Genomic DNA, 15712 nt, shown 5'->3' with positions numbered 1-15712 from the left:
CGGTCGGCCGGCGGCCCGCGGGTCGGGCGGCCCGCCGCCGGCCCGCCGCGCAGCCCGTGCTCCGCGACGTCGACCTCCGGCTGCGCGCCGGCGAGGTCGTGGCGGTCGTCGGGGCCAACGGCTCGGGCAAGTCCACGCTCGTCGCCACCCTCGCGGGCGTGCTGCCCCCGCTCGCGGGCGTCGTCGAGGGTGCGCGCCCCGGGCTCGTCGTGCAGAACCCCGAGCACCAGCTCGCGGGGCGCACCGTGGCGGCCGAGGTCGCCGTCGGGCTGCCGCCGGGCCCCGGGACGGACGACCGGGTGGCCGCCGTGCTCGCCCGGTTCGGCCTCGCCGCGCTCGCCGACCGGGACCCGCACCGGCTGTCCGGCGGCGAGCAGCGCCGGCTGAGCCTGGCCGCGATGCTCGTCCACGACCGCCCGGTCCTGCTGGCGGACGAACTGACGTTCGGGCTCGACCGGCACGGCACCACGGCGGTGCTGCGGGCGCTCGCGGACGAGGCCCGCGCCGGGCGGGCCGTGCTGCTCACCTGCCACGACCTGCGGGCGGTGGCGTCGGTCGCGGACCGGGTGCTGGTCGTCGCCGACGGCGGGCTGGTCGCGGACGTGGACCCGCTCGCGCTGCTGCGCGATCCGCGCCTCCTCGCCGCCGCGCGGCTGCGCCCCTCGCGGCTCCTGCGTCGGCTCGCGGAGGTGGTCGGCGACGCGGCGCGGCTGCGCGACGCGCTCGCCGCGCTGGACGCCCGCGCCCTGCGCGCGGCCGCCGCTCCGGGCCCGACGGGGGTGCCGGTCCGGTGACGGCGCTCGGCGCCCGGAACCCGACGGTCAAGCTGCTGCTGGTCGTCGCGGTGTCGCTCGTGACCCTCGCCCTGCTGGAGCCGGCCGCGCTCGCGGCGCTGTACCTGCTCGGGCTCGGCGCGGCCCGCTGGGGCGCCGGGGTGGGCGGCCGGCGGCTGCTGCTCGCGCAGGTGCCGTTCTGGACGTTCGGCGTCGGGGTGCTGCTGGTCAACGCGATGAGCCGGCCGGGCGCCGTCCTGCTCGCCGGCGGGCCGTTCCGGGTGACCCACGAGGGCCTGGTGGTCGGCGCGGCGCTCGCCCTGCGCGGGTGCGTGATCGGGGTCGCGACCGTCGCGTTCCTCGCGAGCACGCCGCCGCGGGACCTGATGGTGAGCCTCGTCCGGCACGCGCGGCTGAGCCCGCGGTACGCGTACGCGCTGCTGGCGGGCCACCGGATGCTCGCGGGGCTGCCGCGGCAGTGGGCGACGATCCGGGCGGCGCAGCTGGTCCGCGCGCCGCTCGGGCGGGACGGCCGGCCGCGCGAGGGGTGGTGCGGCCTCGCCCGGTCGGCCTTCGCGCTGCTGGTCGCGTCGATCCGCGCGTCGGAGCGGGTCGCGCTCGCGCTGGAGTCGCGGGGGCTGTCCGCCGGCCCGCGCACGGTGTGGCGCCCGGTGCCCCTCGGTGCCGCCGACGCCGCGCTGGCGGCCGGCGTCGTCGGCGCCCTCGCGCTGGTCGTGCTGATGGGCGGCCGCTTCTGAGCGGTGCCGCCGAGTTCGCCGGTTGCGCGGCTGCGGCCCCCCGCGGAACCGGCGAACTCGCGCGGAACCGGCGAACTCGCGCCGGGGCTCAGACCGCCAGGCCGACCAGGGAGCCGACGCCGTAGGTGATGGCCATCGCCAGGGAGCCGCCCACGACGTTGCGGAGCACCGCGCGGCCGGCGGGGGCGCCGCCGAGGCGGGCACTCACCGTGCCGGTCACGACCAGCGCGACCACGACCGCCGCGAACGTGGCCACCACGCGCGCCTCGCCGCCCCACGGGCCCAGCATCGTGAGCAGCGGGACGACGCCGCCGACCACGAACGCCACGAGCGACGCCAGCGCCGCGTGCCACGGGTTGGTGAGCCCCTCCTCGGCGTCCCGCACGCCGTGCGCGGTGAGCACGCGCTCCGCGTCCCGCTGGCTGCTGACGGACACGTACTCGCCCGCGGCCATCGACAGCGCGCCCGCGACGAGGGCGGCGACGCCGGCGACGGCGATGGTCGACACCCCGGTGGACGCGCCGGCCACGCCGACGACCGTCGCGGCCACCGAGACGATCCCGTCGTTCGCGCCGAGCACGCCCGCCCGCAGCCAGTTCAGCCGCTCGGCGGTCGGCAGGGCGGCGCCGGGGCCGTGGTCGCCGTCCCCGGGGGCGCGCGCGGGCGCCGGGGCGGCGGTGCGGTCACGGTCCAGGAAGTGGGTCGACAGGGCGCTCATGGGCCCACGGTAGGTGAGGAGATGACGCCCTGTCATCACAGGAAAGGCTGCCCTGACCTGCGGAAACGCAGGTTTGCCTGCCCTTATCTGGAATGGCTCAAGCCGTTCCCGCAGGTCAGAGCGGCCCCACCGCGAGCACCCGCAGGACCACCTCTCCCGCCGCGTCCGAGGCGGGCAGGTCGACCAGGGCGTCGATGCGCCAGTCGTGGTCGCCGGCCGGGTCGTCGAGCAGCTGCCGCACGAACCACAGGTCGCCGCGCGCGCCCGCCTCGCCGTGCCCGGCCGGCCGCTCGTCGACCTGGAACAGCGCGGGCCCGCGCGCCGCCGGGCCGGTGAGGATCTCGTCGTGGTCGTCGTAGAACGGGTCGAGCGCGTCGCCCCACCGGTCCGCCGTCCACGGCGCGTCCGACGCGTCCTGGTCGCCGAGCGCCGCCAGCGCCGGGTACGCCTCCCGCGCCGCCAGGTCCACCCGGCGGAACAGGGCGCCGCGGACCAGTGCCCGGAACACCCGCTTGTTGACGGTGATCGGCGGGGGAGCGTCGTCCTCGGGGCGGGACTCGGTGACGGTGGCGTCGTCCAGGTCCTCGGGGTGCGCCAGGCGCTCCCACTCGTCGAGCAGGCTCGAGTCGGTGCGGCGCACCAGGTCGCCCAGCCACTCGATGATCTCGTGCAGCTCCTCGGTCCGCAGGTCGTCCGGCACGGTCTGCCGCAGCGCCCGGAACGCGTCCGCGAGGTAGCGCAGCAGCACGCCCTCGGTGCGGTCCAGCTGGTAGAGCGAGACGTACTCGGCGAACGTCGCGGCCCGCTCGTGCATCTCCCGGACCACGGACTTCGGGGACAGCTCGTGGTCGGCCACCCACGGGTTGGTCTGCTTGTAGATCAGGAAGGACGCGCCGAGCAGCTCGCCGAGCGGCTTCGGGTACGACACGTCCTCGAGCAGCGCCATCCGCTCCTCGTACTCGATGCCGTCGGCCTTCATCGCCGCGACCGCCTCGCCGCGGGCGCGGTTCTCCTGCGCCGCGAGCACCTGGCGCGGGTCGTCCAGCGTCGCCTCGATGACCGAGACCACGTCGTGCGCGTACCCCGGGTCCTCGCGGTCGAGCAGGTCGAGCGCGGCGTAGGCGAACGGGGACAGCGCCTGGTTCAGCGCGAAGGTCGGCGGCACGTCGAGCGTCAGCCGCACGGTCCGGCGCAGCCGCTCGGGGCCGGGTCCGGGCTCCACGACGCGCTCGACCACGCCGGCCGTGCGCAGCGACCGGTAGATCGCGATCGCCTGCCGGACGAGCCGGCCCTTCGCCGCCTCGGGCTCGTGGTTGTCGAGCAGCAGGTGCTTCATCGTCTCGACGGGGTCGCCGGTCGGGCGGGCCAGCACGTTGAGCACCATCGCGTGCGAGACGCCGAACGACGAGGTCAGCGGCTCGGGCTCGGCGTCGCGCAGCCGCTCGAACGTCTTGTCCGTCCAGTTGACCATGCCGGGCGGCGCCTGCTTGCGGACGATCTTCTTGAGCTTCTTCGGGTCGTCGCCGGCCTTCTGCAGGGCCTTGCGGTTCTCGATCACGTGCTCGGGCGCGAGCACGAACACCTCGCCGGTCGTGTCGAACCCGGCCCGGCCGGCGCGCCCGGCGATCTGGTGGAACTCGCGGGCGGACAGGTGCCGCATCCGGGTGCCGTCGTACTTCACCAGCGAGGTGAGCAGCACGGTGCGGATCGGCACGTTGATGCCCACGCCCAGGGTGTCGGTGCCGCAGACGACCCGGAGCAGGCCCTTCTGCGTCAGCCGCTCGACCACCCGGCGGTACTTGGGCAGCATCCCCGCGTGGTGCACGCCGACGCCGTGCCGCAGCAGCCGGGACAGCGTCTTGCCGAACCCCGGGCCGAACCGGAAGTCGCCGAGCTCCTCGGCGATCCGGTCCCGCTGCTCCCGGGAGGCGAGGGTCATCGACAGCAGCGCCTGCGCGCGCTCGACGGCCTCCTTCTGCGTGAAGTGCACGACGTAGACGGGGGAGCGCCCGGTCTGCACCAGCATCTCCAGCAGCTCGTGCAGCGGCTCGACCTCGTAGGAGAACGTCAGCGGGACGGGCCGCTCGGCGTTCGCGACGACGGCCACCGGCACGTCGGTGCGCCGCTCGAGGTCGTCGACGAAGAACGACACGTCGCCGAGCGTCGCCGACATGAGCAGGAACTGGGCCCGCGGCAGCTCGAGCAGCGGCACCTGCCACGCCCAGCCGCGCTGCGGGTCGGCGTAGAAGTGGAACTCGTCCATCACGACCTGGCCGATGTCGGCGCCCGGCCCCTGGCGGAGCGCCTGGTTGGCCAGGATCTCGGCCGTGCAGCAGATGATCGGGGCGTCCGGGTTCACCGCGGAGTCGCCGGTCATCATGCCGACGTTCGCCGAGCCGAACGCCTCCACCAGCGCGAAGAACTTCTCGCTCACCAGCGCCTTGAGCGGGGCGGTGTAGTACGTGCGCCGGCCCTGGGCGAGAGCGACGAAGTGCGCGGCGGTCGCGACCAGCGACTTCCCGGAGCCGGTGGGCGTCGACAGGATGACGTGCGAGCCGGTCACCAGCTCCAGCAGCGCCTCGTCCTGGTGCGGGTAGAGCGCGAGGCCCTGCTCCGCGGCCCAGCCCGTGAACGCCTCGTAGAGGGCGTCGGGGTCCTGCGGGTTCGCGGGGACCCGGTCGGCCAGGGTCGATCGGGTGGCTGCCACCCGGCGATCCTTTCACGGCGGCCGGGGCCCCGGCGGGCGCCCTACAGTGGGCGACCATGAGCGACGCCCCCACCACCCCGCCCGCCGTCGAGATGTGGACGGACGGCGCCTGCAAGGGCAACCCGGGCGTCGGCGGCTGGGGCGCGCTGCTGCGGTCGAACGGGCACGAGCGCGAGCTGTTCGGCGGCGAGGCCGTCACCACGAACAACCGGATGGAGCTCCAGGCCGTCATCGAGGGGCTCCGGGCGCTGAACCAGCCGTGCCGGGTCGACCTGCACGTCGACTCGCAGTACGTGATGCAGGGCGTCACGAAGTGGATCGCGGGCTGGAAGCGGAACGGCTGGCGGACCGCGGACAAGAAGCCGGTGAAGAACCAGGACCTGTGGCAGGCGCTGGACGAGCAGGTCGCCCGGCACGCGGTCTCGTGGCACTGGGTCAAGGGCCACGCCGGCGACCCCGGGAACGAGCGGGCGGACCAGCTGGCGAACAAGGGCGTCGACGAGGTGCGCGCGGGCTGAGCCGCGACCGACCCTGCCGCGGCTGGTCCAGACCAGTTAGAGTCGGGGCCGTGCCCAATGCCGGGCACGCTCCCGCTCGCACCGGAGGTCAGGCATGGAACGGTCCGTCGTCGTCGCCATCGCGGAGGGGCTGCACGCCCGCCCCGCCGCCCTGTTCGTCGCGGAGGCCGGCAAGCAGCCGGTGCCCGTCACGGTCCGCAAGGGCGACGCCGCCCCGGTCCAGGCCGCGAGCATCCTCGGGATCATGACCCTGGGTGCCGCCGCGGGCGAGACCCTCGTGCTCGCCACCGAGACCGACGGCCCGGACGCCGAGGCCAGCCTCGACGCCCTGGAGACCTTCCTGAACCAGACCGAGATCGCCTGACCTCACCCCCGGAACGCACGAGTGGAGCGTTCTGCCGAGACACGCCGCGCGTGTCGGGCAGAACGCTCCACTCGTCTCCGGCCGGGCTACTCCCGGCGGCGGCCCGGGTCGTCCGCGCGGGACTCGACCGCAGCGGCGGGGACCGTCGCCCGCGGCGCCTCGGCCGGCGCGGTGTCCGCGGCAGCGGTCACCTCGTCGCCCGCGCCCTCGGCCACGGGGTCGTCCTCCCGGCCCGGCGTCTTGAAGTTGAACTTCAGGATCATGAACCGGAACAGGAAGTAGTAGATGACCGCGTAGACCAGGCCGATCACGATGAGCAGCAGCGGCTGCTCGGCGATCCGGAAGTTCAGCAGGTAGTCGATCGCGCCCGCCGAGAACCCGAACCCGCTGCGGATGTCGAGGGCGTTGACCAGCGCGAGCGACGTGCCGGTGAGCACGGCGTGGATCGCGTACAGCGGGTAGGCGACGTACACGAACGCGAACTCGAGCGGCTCGGTGACGCCGGTGACGAACGCGACCAGCGCGGCCGAGCCCATGATGCCGGCGATGACCTTGCGGTTCTTCTTCTTCGCGGTGTGCACGATCGCCAGCGCCGCGGCCGGCAGCGCGAACATCATGATCGGGAAGAAGCCGGTCATGAAGGTGCCCGCGGTCGGGTCGCCGTGCAGGAACCGGGCGATGTCGCCGTTCCACACCTGGCCGTCGGCCTCGTAGGAGCCGAACTGGAACCACGGCAGCGAGTTCAGCAGGTGGTGCAGGCCGAACGGCAGCAGCAGGCGGTTGAGCGTGCCGAACACGAAGCCGCCGATGATCGCGGAGCCCGTGACCCACTCGCCGACGGCGGTGAAGCCGGAGTCGAACGCCGGGTAGATGAGCGCCGCGACCACGGCGATGAGCACCGCGGCACCCGCGGTGACGATCGGCACGAACCGGCGGCCGCCGAAGAACGCCAGGTACGGGGGCAGCTTGATCCGGTAGAACCGCTGGTAGAGCAGGGCGGCGGTCAGACCGATGACGATGCCGCCGAGCACGCCGTAGTTGATGAGCTCCTGCGTCTCGCCCTCGGCGGCCTCGCCGAGGATGTACGGCGACAGCGCGTCGGTGACGCCCTTGAACACCAGGTAGCCGACCAGCGCGGCGAGGCCGGTCGAGCCGTCGGCCTTGCGGGCGTAGCCGATGGCGACGCCGAGCGCGAACAGCAGGGGCAGGTTGCCGAGCAGGGCGTTGCCGGCCGCGGCCAGCACGTCGGCGACGGGCAGCAGCCAGTCGGCGCGGGCCCCGAGGCCGTCGGCGCCGAGCATGTCGGCCTGGCCGAGCCGCAGCAGCAGGGCCGCGGCGGGCAGCGAGGCGATGGGGAGCATGAGGGATCGGCCCACGCGCTGGAGCTGCGCGAGTCCGGGGATGCCCCGCTTGGGGGTATCGACCGTGGTGGCGGTCATGGTCACTCCTCGTGAGTTCGGGTCGCGGGGGCCCCGGACGGGGCCACCCGCGGTCGGGGGGAGGTGTGGGTCTGGCGTGCGCGTGGTGCGGAACTTGCGTGGTCGCCGTCGAGTCGGCAAGTTGTCTGGACCAGTTGCGGTCAGAGTGGTCTAGACCGGAGTATGTGTCAAGGACCACAGGCCCGCCCGCGCTGCGCGCCCGGACGGCCTCCGGTGGTGCGGCCGACGACGACCGAGGTGGGAGGGTGAGCGCGTGCACGCGAAGCAGTCGCCGGCCGTCCCCGCCCGCGGCGCCCACAAGTACCAGGCGGTCCGGTCCTACCTCGTCGGCCTCGTCGAGGCCGGGCTGCGGGTCGGCGACGCCATCCCGTCCGAGCGCGCGCTGTGCGAGCGGTTCGGCGTGTCCCGGATGACCGTGCGCCAGGCCGTCGACGCCCTGGTGGGCGAGGGCGTGCTGGTGCGCGAGCAGGGGCGTGGCACGTTCGTCGCCCCGCGGCGCATGGACTTCGAGATGCGGCTGACCACGTTCGGCGAGGAGATGCGCCGCCGCGGGATGCGACCCGAGACGCGGGTGCTCGGCATGGGCACGGTGGCCGCGTCCGCCGAGGCCGCCGACGCGCTCGGCACCGAGCCCGGCGCCGCGCTGCACCACCTGCGCCGGGTCCGGTACGCGGACGGGTCGCCGATGAGCATCGAGCAGCACTGGGTCGCGGTCGACCTGGTGCCGGGGCTGCTGGCCGCCGGCCCGCCGCCGAGCATGCACGACGCCCTGCGCGCCGTCGGCCTGGACCCGTCCTGGGGCGAGGAGACGCTGACCGCGGCCGAGGCGACCGACGAGGAGGCCGCGCTGCTGGGCCTGCGCGGGACCCGCGCGGTGCTGCGCGCGACCCGGCGGACGTTCAGCGAGGACACGCCCGCGATGTACTCGAACGCCTGCTACCGCGGCGACCGGTACAGCGTCTGGGTGCCGCTCAGCGCGCCGGCGCCGGCCCTGGTGCCGCGGGTGCGCGAGCCGGACGACCGGCCGGCACGGGCACGGGACGACGAGCGGGAGGCCGTGGGGGCCCTGGAGGACGGGAGGACCGGATGAGCACGCAGGGCGCCGGCCAGGCCGCGGCGATCCTCGCCGGCCTGGGCGGGGTGGGGAACATCGACGAGATCGAGCCGTGCACGACGCGGCTGCGCTCGCTCGTGAAGGAGCCGTCCCGGGTGGACGCCGCGGCCCTGCGGGCCGCCGGCGCGTTCGGGGTGATGGTGTCCGGGCGGGTGGTGCAGGTCGTGATCGGCCCGAGCGTCGACACGCTCGCGTCCGACCTGGAGGACCTCATGTGACTGCCGCGGCCGACCGGGCCGCCGCGCACCACACCGACCCGCCGACCGCACCGGCGGGAGCCACGAAGGAGAGAACCATGAGCAAGGCAGAGCAGATCCTGGCCGGACTGGGCGGGGACGCGAACATCGTCGACCTGGAGCCGTGCATCACGCGGCTGCGCGTCGAGGTCGAGGACCCGTCGAAGGTCACCGAGTCCGTCCTCAAGGCGGCGGGCGCGATCGCGGTGATGCAGTCCGGCACCGTCGTGCAGGTCATCGTCGGCCCCGAGGCGGACACGCTGGCCTCGGACATCGAGGACCTGCGCTGATGGCGCTGACCGTCCTCGCCCCGGTCGCCGGGGTCGTGCACGCGCTCGCGGACGTGGACGACCCGGTGTTCGCCCAGGAGATCGTCGGCCCGGGCCTGGCCGTGCAGCCGGACGCGGAGTCCGGCGCCGGCCGGTCGGTCGTCGCCCCGGTGGCCGGGACCGTCGCCAAGCTGCACCCGCACGCGTTCGTGCTGCTCGCCGAGGGCGGGCGGGGCGTGCTGGTGCACCTCGGCATCAACACCGTCCAGCTCGGCGGCGCGGGGTTCACCCTGCACGTCGCCGAGGGCGACGCGGTCGAGCAGGGCCAGCTCCTCGTCGAGTGGGACCCGGCGGCGGTCGAGGCCGGCGGGCGGTCGGCGATCTGCCCCGTCGTCGGGCTCGAGGCGCAGCCCGACTCGCTCACCCGGCTCGCCGAGCCCGGCACCCGGGTCGCGGCGGGGGACCCGCTGCTCGCGCTGGGCTGACCGGCGCCGGCCGGGACCCGTCGAGGTCCCGGCCGGTGTCCCGGGCGCGGCGCGAGCACCGGCCCGATACTGAACGGCATGCTGCCCCGACCGAGCACCCGCGACCTGCTCCGGTCGCTGCCCGCGCTCACCGGCGACCTGCCCGAGGTCGACCCGTACGCGCTGCCGGCCGACCCGGTCGAGGCGTTCCAGGACTGGTTCGCGGCCGCCGTCGCCGCCGGGGTCCCCGAGCCGCACGCGCTGTGCCTGTCGACCGTCGCCCCCGACGGGGCGCCGCACGCCCGCGTGGTGCTGCTCGCGGACGTCGCGGACGGGGCGTGGGTGTTCGCCAGCGACGCCCGGGCCGGCAAGGCGCAGGACCTCGCGGCCGAGCCGCGGGCGGCGCTCACGTTCTACTGGCAGCCGCTGGGGCGGCAGGTGCGGGTCGTCGGCCGCGCCCGCGCCCTGGACGCGGCGACCTGCGCGGCGGACTTCCTGCGGCGCTCGCCCAGCGCCCGCGCCGCGGCCCTCGCGTCCCGGCCGGGGGAGCGGCTGCTGTCCGCCGGGGAGCTGCACGCCGCCGTGCAGCAGGCCCGCACGCGGGTCGACCGCGAGCCCGGGCTGGTGCTGCCGACGTGGCAGCTGTGGGCGGTCGAGCCGGACGAGGTCGAGCTGTGGCAGGGCGACTCGGACCGGGCGCACGTGCGCGTCCGGTACACCCGCGCCGAGGACCGGTGGGACCGGCACCTCGACTGGCCCTGACGGCGCCGTCAGCCCCGCCCGGCCGGCACCGCGTCCCGCGGGGGCAGCACGTCCGGCGACACGTCGGCCGCCCGCGCCGCGAGCGTGTGCAGCAGGCGCTCCAGCGGTCCGCGTCCCAGCGCCGCGCGCCACAGCCAGCAGCCGAGCACGGTCACGACCAGGAACGCGACCCAGGTCCCGGCCTCCGGCTCCCACACCACCGCGTCGCCGAGCGCGGCGATCGCCACGAGCTGGGCCGTGTACGCGGTGAGCGCGAGCGCGCCGGTCGCGGCCAGCGGCGCCACGAGGGCGGGTGCGGCGTCCGCCACGAGCAGGCACAGCGCGAGCACCGCCAGCCCCACGCCCGTGTTCGCGACCACCTCGAGCCCCGAGGACGAGTGCGGCTCGGTGGTGACCAGCGCGACGAGGGTCGGGTCGCCGGCGAGGGTCCGGGTCAGCAGCGCCGACGCGGCGTGCGCCACGACCGCCAGCACGACCCCGGCGCCGAGCAGACGCAGCCGCACACTCCGGTCGCGCAGGTCCATCCGGCCCACCGCGAGGCCGACGAGCACGTAGGCGAACCACACGACGGCCGGGTAGTAGTCGCCGACGAGCAGGTCGGTGAGCTCGCGCCCGGGCAGTCGGAGGAAGACCGGGTGGAGGGCCAGGTGCAGCAGCGGCCCGAACGCCGCCACGGCCACCGCGCCGCCGAGCAGCCGCCGCGGGGACGCGCCCAGCAGCGGCGTCGCGCACGCGAACAGCACCGCGTACGTCGGCAGGATCACCGCGATCGGCGTGCCCAGCAGGATCACCGCCACGCCGATCCCGAGCACCGCGAACGCCCGCACCAGGATCTTCGCGCGGGCCTGGACCCGGCGGACGCCCGTCACGGGGGACGACCCGCCGGAGATCAGCGCGACCGAGATCCCGGACAGCAGGACGAACAGCGCGGCGGACCGGCCGTCGGCCACCTGCGCGAGCGACCACGGCCACGGGTCCTGCGGCCCGCCGGGCCCGACGTGCGCCGTGAGCATGCCGAGCACCGCCAGGCCACGGGCGACGTCCACACCGGTGATCCGCTGCATGGCGCCACGCTAGCCGGGCGCCCGGCGGGGCGCGGAGTGTGCGCCGAGGCGGCCCCCGGGGCGTCGCCGCGGCGTGACGTCCGCCGCATCGTCTCGCGTGTCGGGACGCGACGTACCGCCCACTGGAATGCCTGGTCGTGGCGGGGCTACCGTCATCGGGTGACCGACACGCACCAGGCCGACGTCTACACCCACGGCCACCACGACAGCGTGCTGCGCTCCCACCGGTGGCGCACCGCGGAGAACTCGGCGGCCTACCTGCTGCCGGCCCTGCAGCCCGGCCAGTCCCTGCTCGACGTCGGCTGCGGCCCGGGCACGGTGACCGTCGACCTCGCCTCGCGCGTGGCGCCCGGCGCCGTCGTGGGCCTCGACCGCTCGGAGCGGGTGCTCGACCTCGCCCGCGAGGAGGCGGAGCGCGCCGGCGCCACGAACGTCACCTTCCAGATCGGCGACGCCTACGCCCTGCCGTTCCCCGACGCGTCCTTCGACGTCGTGCACGCCCACCAGGTGCTGCAGCACCTCACCGACCCGGTCGCGGCGCTGCGCGAGCTGCGCCGCGTCGCCCGGCCCGGCGGCGTCGTCGCGGTGCGGGACGCGGACTACGCCGGGATGACCTGGTTCCCCGCCTCGCCCGTCCTGGACGAGTGGTCCGCGCTCTACCACGAGGTCACCCAGGCCAACGGCGCGGAGGCCGACGCGGGCCGCCGGCTGCACTCCTGGGCGCTCGCGGCCGGGTTCGACCCCGACGCCCTCGTCGCGACGGCCGGGGTGTGGAGCTACGCCTCGGACGAGGACCGCACCTGGTGGGCGGACCTGTGGGCCGAGCGGTGCGTCGCGTCCGACTTCGCCCGGCAGGCCGTCGGGCACGGGCTCGCCGACGAGGTCGCCCTCGAGCAGCTCGCCGCCGGCTGGCGCGAGTGGGGCACCCACCCGGACGGCTGGTTCGCCGTGCTGCACGGCGAGGTCCTCGCCCGGGTCTGAGCCGCGCCCCCGGTTAGGGTGGGGCCGTGCGCATCGCCAGGTTCACCACCGGAGACGACCCCCGCTACGCCCTCGTCGAGGGGGAGCCGGGTCAGGAGCAGCTCGTCGTCATCAGCGGCGACCCGATCTACACGCCGGTGCAGCCCACCGGCGAGCGCATCCCGCTCGGGGACGGCGTCCGGCTGCTCGCCCCGGTGATCCCGCGGTCCAAGATCATCGGCGTCGGCCGGAACTACGTCGACCACGCCGCCGAGATGGGCAACGAGGTCCCGGCGTCGCCGCTGCTGTTCCTCAAGCCCAACACCGCCGTCGTGGGCCCGGACGACCCGATCGTGCTCCCCGACTGGACCGAGGAGGTCTCGTACGAGGCCGAGCTCGCCGTCGTCATCGGCAAGGTCACCAAGGACGTCGCCCCCGAGCACGCCCTGAGCAAGGTGTTCGGCTACACCGTCGCCAACGACGTCACCGCCCGCGACATCCAGCGGGCGGACGCCCAGTGGACCCGCGCCAAGGGCTTCGACTCGTCGTGCCCGATCGGCCCCTGGGTCGTGCCGGGGCTCGACGTCGAGGACCTGGCCGTGCGGTCCCGGGTCAACGGCGAGGCCAAGCAGGACGGCCGGACGTCGCAGATGGTGTTCGACGTCGCGTACCTGATCTCGTACATCTCCGAGGTCTTCACGCTGCTGCCCGGCGACATCATCCTCACCGGCACCCCGGCCGGCGTCGGCCTGCTCGCGGAGCGGGACGTGGTGGAGGTCGAGGTCGAGGAGATCGGCACGCTGCGCAACCCGGTGCTGCGCCGCTCCTGAGGCGGCGGCGGCGGGCACGCGCGGCGGGGACCCCCCGGCGCGCTCGCTAGGGTGGAGCGCGTGAGTGCTGCTGCCCCCGCGACGCCCGTGCGCGTCCGCTTCTGCCCGTCCCCGACCGGTACCCCGCACGTCGGCCTGATCCGCACCGCCCTGTTCAACTGGGCGTACGCGCGGCACGTCGGCGGCACGTTCGTGTTCCGGATCGAGGACACCGACCCGGCGCGCGACTCCGAGGAGTCGTACCTGCAGCTGCTCGACGCGCTGCGCTGGCTGGGTCTCGACTGGGACGAGGGCGTCGAGGTCGGCGGCCCGCACGAGCCCTACCGGCAGTCGCAGCGGATGGACCTGTACGCCGACGTCGCGCGCCGGCTGGTCGAGGGCGGCTACGCCTACGAGTCGTTCACCACCCCCGAGGAGGTCGAGGCCCGGCACCGCGCCGCCGGCCGCGACCCCAAGCTCGGGTACGACGGCTACGACCGCGACCTCACCGACGAGCAGAAGGCCGCCTACCGCGCCGAGGGCCGCGAGCCCGTGCTGCGGCTGCGGATGCCCGACGAGGACGTCACGTTCACCGACCTGGTGCGCGGCGACGTCACGTTCAAGGCCGGCTCCGTGCCGGACTACGTGATCGTGCGCGGCAACGGCCACCCGCTGTACACGCTGGTCAACCCGATCGACGACGCGCTGATGGGCATCACCCACGTGCTGCGCGGCGAGGACCTGCTGTCCTCCACCCCGCGCCAGGTCGTGCTGTACCGGGCGCTCCTCGAGCTCGGGGTCGCCACCGTCATGCCGCAGTTCGGCCACCTGCCGTACGTCATGGGCGAGGGCAACAAGAAGCTGTCCAAGCGCGACCCCGAGTCCAACCTGTTCCTGCACCGGGAGCGCGGGTTCACCCCCGAGGGCCTGCTGAACTACCTGTCGCTGCTGGGCTGGTCGATCGGCCCGGACCGGGACATCTTCTCGGTCGCCGAGCTCGTCGAGGCGTTCGACGTCGCCGACGTGAACCCCAACCCGGCACGGTTCGACCTGAAGAAGGCCGAGGCGATCAACGCCGAGCACATCCGGCTGCTCGCCCCCGACGACTTCCGCGACCGCCTGGTGCCGTACCTGCACCGCGCCGGCCTCGTGCCCGCCGACTCCTACGCCGACCTGTCGCCGGAGCACCGCGCGCTGCTCGACGCCGGGGCGCCGCTGATCCAGACCCGCGTCACCCTGCTCGGCGAGGCCGTCGGGATGCTCGGGTTCCTGTTCGTGGCCGACGACGCGCTCGTGGTGGAGGACGACGCGCGCGGCGCGCTCAAGGACACCGCCGCCCAGGTGCTCGACGCCGCGACCGAGGCGCTGACGGCGCTGCCCGCGGACGGCTTCGGCACCGAGGCCGTCCAGGAGGCGCTGCAGACCGCGCTGGTCGACGGGCTCGGCATCAAGCCGCGGTTCGCGTTCACGCCGCTGCGCGTCGCCGTGTCCGGGCGCCGGGTGTCGCCGCCGCTGTTCGAGTCGCTCGAGATCCTCGGCCGGGAGTCGACCCTGGCGCGGATCGCGGCGCTGCGCGCCTCGCTGTGACGGCGGGGGAGCGGGCCGTCGACGGCGTGCTGTTCGACGTCGACGACACCCTCGTCGACACCCACGGCGCGTTCGCGCACGCGCTGGCGGCGGTCTCCCGGGAGTGGCTGCCGGGTCTCGACCCGGCGCGCGACACCGAGGTGCTCGACCACTGGCGGGCCGACGCGCACGGCCGGTACCGCCGGTACACGCGCGGCGAGGTGTCCTACCGCGAGCAGCGGATGGGCCGCGCCAACGACCTGCACGCGGCCTTCGGGGGCCCGGTGCTGGACGACGCGGCCTACGACCGGTGGAACGCGCTGTTCGAGGAGCGGTTCACCGGCTCGTGGGCGGCGCACGCGGACGCCGCGGCCGTGGTGCGCCGGCTGCTCGACGCGGGGATCCGGGTCGGCGCGCTCACCAACGCGGCGATCGAGTACCAGGTGCGCAAGCTGACCCGCGCGGGCCTGGCCGACGACGTGCCGCTGCTGGTCGGCGTCGACACCCTCGGCTTCGGCAAGCCCGACCCGCGGGTGTTCGCCGAGGCCTGCCGCCGGCTGGGCACGCAGCCCGCCCGGACCGCGTACGTGGGGGACGAGCTGGACGTCGACGCGCGCGCCGCCACCGCGGCCGGCCTGCGGGGCGTGTGGCTCGCCCGGCCGCACCTCGGGGCGAAGCACGCGAACGACACGGAGGCGCTGCCGGGGGACGTGGTGATCGCGTCCCTGGACGAGCTGCCCGGGGTGCTGGGGCTCTGACGGCGGCGCTCGCGACCCGTGTGACGCGGGTCGCGAGCCGCCGGTTTGGAGCACGCCCGTTCCTCCGGTAATGTTTCCGGTCGGCACGGCGTCCACGACACCGGTCCTCCAACCCGCTCCCTCAGGCGCCCTGCGCGCCGGTCGGCGCTGGCCGCGAGACCCGGAAGAATGTCGTTGTGTGTCATTGGGGTATGGTGTAATTGGCAGCACGAGTGATTCTGGTTCACTTAGTCTAGGTTCGAGTCCTGGTACCCCAGCAAGGTTTCGCAGAACGGCCCGGAAAGGCCGGTTTGAAGAGGCCGAGCAGGATGCAGTACAGTAAGACCCGGTCAAGCCGCCCCGGCGGTGAGATCGACTAGGCCCCCATCGTCTAGTGGCCTAGGACGCCGCCCTCTCACGGCGGTAACAGGGGTTCGAATCCCCTTGGGGGTAC

Annotated in this window: 17 protein-coding genes and 2 tRNA genes; 15 read left to right on the top strand and 4 right to left on the bottom strand. The window is 74.9% G+C overall.

The window, feature by feature from the left end; genetic code table 11:
* Together FA014_RS03745 and FA014_RS03740 are read left to right on the top strand one after the other, a co-directional pair.
* The coding region (locus tag FA014_RS03745; RefSeq protein WP_154728360.1) for an energy-coupling factor ABC transporter ATP-binding protein at nucleotides 1-794 on the top strand (794 nt) is incomplete at its 5' end.
* On the top strand, nucleotides 791-1531 hold the full coding sequence (locus FA014_RS03740; RefSeq protein ID WP_154728359.1) for an energy-coupling factor transporter transmembrane component T family protein: 741 nt from the start codon (nucleotides 791-793) through the stop codon (nucleotides 1529-1531). The genes FA014_RS03745 and FA014_RS03740, both read left to right, overlap by 4 nt.
* Before the next feature lie 88 nt (nucleotides 1532-1619).
* On the opposite strand, the gene FA014_RS03735 is transcribed toward FA014_RS03740, so the two are convergent.
* Both FA014_RS03735 and FA014_RS03730 read right to left on the bottom strand, forming a co-directional pair.
* Nucleotides 1620-2249 (bottom strand): VIT1/CCC1 transporter family protein, encoded by a 630-nt coding sequence (locus tag FA014_RS03735; RefSeq protein ID WP_154728358.1) that lies wholly within the window; start codon nucleotides 2247-2249, stop codon nucleotides 1620-1622.
* A 115-nt stretch (nucleotides 2250-2364) separates the two neighbouring features.
* The gene (locus FA014_RS03730; protein ID WP_154728357.1) at nucleotides 2365-4956 is read right to left on the bottom strand and encodes a DEAD/DEAH box helicase; all 2592 of its coding nucleotides are present in this window, start codon (nucleotides 4954-4956) and stop codon (nucleotides 2365-2367) included.
* A gap of 56 nt (nucleotides 4957-5012) precedes the next feature.
* On the opposite strand from FA014_RS03730, the gene rnhA reads away from it, so the two are divergent.
* Nucleotides 5013-5474, top strand: coding sequence for a ribonuclease HI (gene rnhA, locus FA014_RS03725; protein ID WP_154728356.1), 462 nt, complete (start codon nucleotides 5013-5015; stop codon nucleotides 5472-5474).
* 94 nt (nucleotides 5475-5568) lie between these two features.
* Nucleotides 5569-5838, top strand: coding sequence for an HPr family phosphocarrier protein (locus FA014_RS03720; RefSeq protein WP_154728355.1), 270 nt, complete (start codon nucleotides 5569-5571; stop codon nucleotides 5836-5838).
* 86 nt (nucleotides 5839-5924) lie between these two features.
* Here the strand turns inward: FA014_RS03720 and FA014_RS03715 are convergent, their stop codons facing one another.
* Nucleotides 5925-7277 (bottom strand): PTS transporter subunit EIIC, encoded by a 1353-nt coding sequence (locus FA014_RS03715; RefSeq protein WP_154728354.1) that lies wholly within the window; start codon nucleotides 7275-7277, stop codon nucleotides 5925-5927.
* Between the two features lie 253 nt (nucleotides 7278-7530).
* Here FA014_RS03715 and FA014_RS03710 point away from each other — a divergent pair, with 253 nt between their 5' ends.
* From FA014_RS03710 to FA014_RS03690, 5 genes are all read left to right on the top strand, one after another.
* Nucleotides 7531-8367: a GntR family transcriptional regulator gene (locus FA014_RS03710; protein WP_154728353.1), complete on the top strand. Its 837-nt coding sequence runs from the start codon at nucleotides 7531-7533 to the stop codon at nucleotides 8365-8367.
* Nucleotides 8364-8609 carry a glucose PTS transporter subunit EIIB gene (locus FA014_RS03705; protein ID WP_154728352.1) on the top strand — a complete coding sequence of 82 codons (246 nt, stop codon included), beginning with the start codon at nucleotides 8364-8366 and terminating at the stop codon, nucleotides 8607-8609. Before FA014_RS03710 ends, FA014_RS03705 begins: the two co-directional genes overlap by 4 nt.
* The gene (locus tag FA014_RS03700) at nucleotides 8606-8917 is read left to right on the top strand and encodes a PTS glucose/sucrose transporter subunit IIB (RefSeq protein ID WP_268865877.1); all 312 of its coding nucleotides are present in this window, start codon (nucleotides 8606-8608) and stop codon (nucleotides 8915-8917) included. Before FA014_RS03705 ends, FA014_RS03700 begins: the two co-directional genes overlap by 4 nt.
* Nucleotides 8917-9381 carry a PTS sugar transporter subunit IIA gene (locus FA014_RS03695; protein WP_154728351.1) on the top strand — a complete coding sequence of 155 codons (465 nt, stop codon included), beginning with the start codon at nucleotides 8917-8919 and terminating at the stop codon, nucleotides 9379-9381. The genes FA014_RS03700 and FA014_RS03695 overlap by 1 nt, the downstream gene beginning before the upstream one ends.
* 78 nt (nucleotides 9382-9459) lie before the next feature.
* Nucleotides 9460-10122, top strand: coding sequence for a pyridoxine/pyridoxamine 5'-phosphate oxidase (locus FA014_RS03690; protein ID WP_154728350.1), 663 nt, complete (start codon nucleotides 9460-9462; stop codon nucleotides 10120-10122).
* Nucleotides 10123-10130: 8 nt separating this feature from the next.
* On the opposite strand, the gene FA014_RS03685 is transcribed toward FA014_RS03690, so the two are convergent.
* Nucleotides 10131-11186, bottom strand: coding sequence for an acyltransferase family protein (locus FA014_RS03685; protein WP_154728349.1), 1056 nt, complete (start codon nucleotides 11184-11186; stop codon nucleotides 10131-10133).
* A gap of 159 nt (nucleotides 11187-11345) precedes the next feature.
* On the opposite strand from FA014_RS03685, the gene FA014_RS03680 reads away from it, so the two are divergent.
* The 6 genes from FA014_RS03680 to FA014_RS03655 all read left to right on the top strand — a co-directional run bounded on the left by FA014_RS03680 (nucleotide 11346) and on the right by FA014_RS03655 (nucleotide 15711).
* Complete coding sequence (locus FA014_RS03680; protein WP_154728348.1) at nucleotides 11346-12167, top strand: methyltransferase domain-containing protein; 822 nt, start codon at nucleotides 11346-11348, stop codon at nucleotides 12165-12167.
* A 26-nt stretch (nucleotides 12168-12193) separates the two neighbouring features.
* Entirely contained in the window at nucleotides 12194-12976 is a 783-nt protein-coding gene (locus FA014_RS03675; protein WP_154728347.1) for a fumarylacetoacetate hydrolase family protein, read from the top strand.
* A gap of 60 nt (nucleotides 12977-13036) precedes the next feature.
* Entirely contained in the window at nucleotides 13037-14542 is a 1506-nt protein-coding gene (gene gltX / locus FA014_RS03670; protein WP_154728346.1) for a glutamate--tRNA ligase, read from the top strand.
* Complete coding sequence (locus tag FA014_RS03665) at nucleotides 14539-15279, top strand: HAD family hydrolase (RefSeq protein ID WP_154728345.1); 741 nt, start codon at nucleotides 14539-14541, stop codon at nucleotides 15277-15279. The genes gltX and FA014_RS03665 overlap by 4 nt, the downstream gene beginning before the upstream one ends.
* Before the next feature lie 185 nt (nucleotides 15280-15464).
* Nucleotides 15465-15536 (top strand) — tRNA-Gln (locus FA014_RS03660).
* A 102-nt stretch (nucleotides 15537-15638) separates the two neighbouring features.
* Nucleotides 15639-15711 (top strand) — tRNA-Glu (locus tag FA014_RS03655).
* Nucleotide 15712 lies beyond the last annotated feature (1 nt).

Source organism: Cellulomonas hominis (assembly GCF_005239125.1).
Taxonomy (GTDB): domain Bacteria; phylum Actinomycetota; class Actinomycetes; order Actinomycetales; family Cellulomonadaceae; genus Cellulomonas; species Cellulomonas hominis_A.
The sequence above is the reverse complement of the archived record's forward strand: the minus strand, read 5'-3'. Positions and strand labels throughout refer to the sequence as shown.

Coding starts and splice junctions, on each gene's coding strand:
- rnhA (WP_154728356.1), top strand. CDS start 5,013: ATGAGCGACGCCCCCACCACCCCGCCCGCCGTCGAGATGTGGACGGAC.
- FA014_RS03690 (WP_154728350.1), top strand. CDS start 9,460: ATGCTGCCCCGACCGAGCACCCGCGACCTGCTCCGGTCGCTGCCCGCG.
- FA014_RS03720 (WP_154728355.1), top strand. CDS start 5,569: ATGGAACGGTCCGTCGTCGTCGCCATCGCGGAGGGGCTGCACGCCCGC.
- FA014_RS03715 (WP_154728354.1), bottom strand. CDS start 7,277: ATGACCGCCACCACGGTCGATACCCCCAAGCGGGGCATCCCCGGACTC.
- FA014_RS03735 (WP_154728358.1), bottom strand. CDS start 2,249: ATGAGCGCCCTGTCGACCCACTTCCTGGACCGTGACCGCACCGCCGCC.
- FA014_RS03705 (WP_154728352.1), top strand. CDS start 8,364: ATGAGCACGCAGGGCGCCGGCCAGGCCGCGGCGATCCTCGCCGGCCTG.
- FA014_RS03695 (WP_154728351.1), top strand. CDS start 8,917: ATGGCGCTGACCGTCCTCGCCCCGGTCGCCGGGGTCGTGCACGCGCTC.
- FA014_RS03685 (WP_154728349.1), bottom strand. CDS start 11,186: ATGCAGCGGATCACCGGTGTGGACGTCGCCCGTGGCCTGGCGGTGCTC.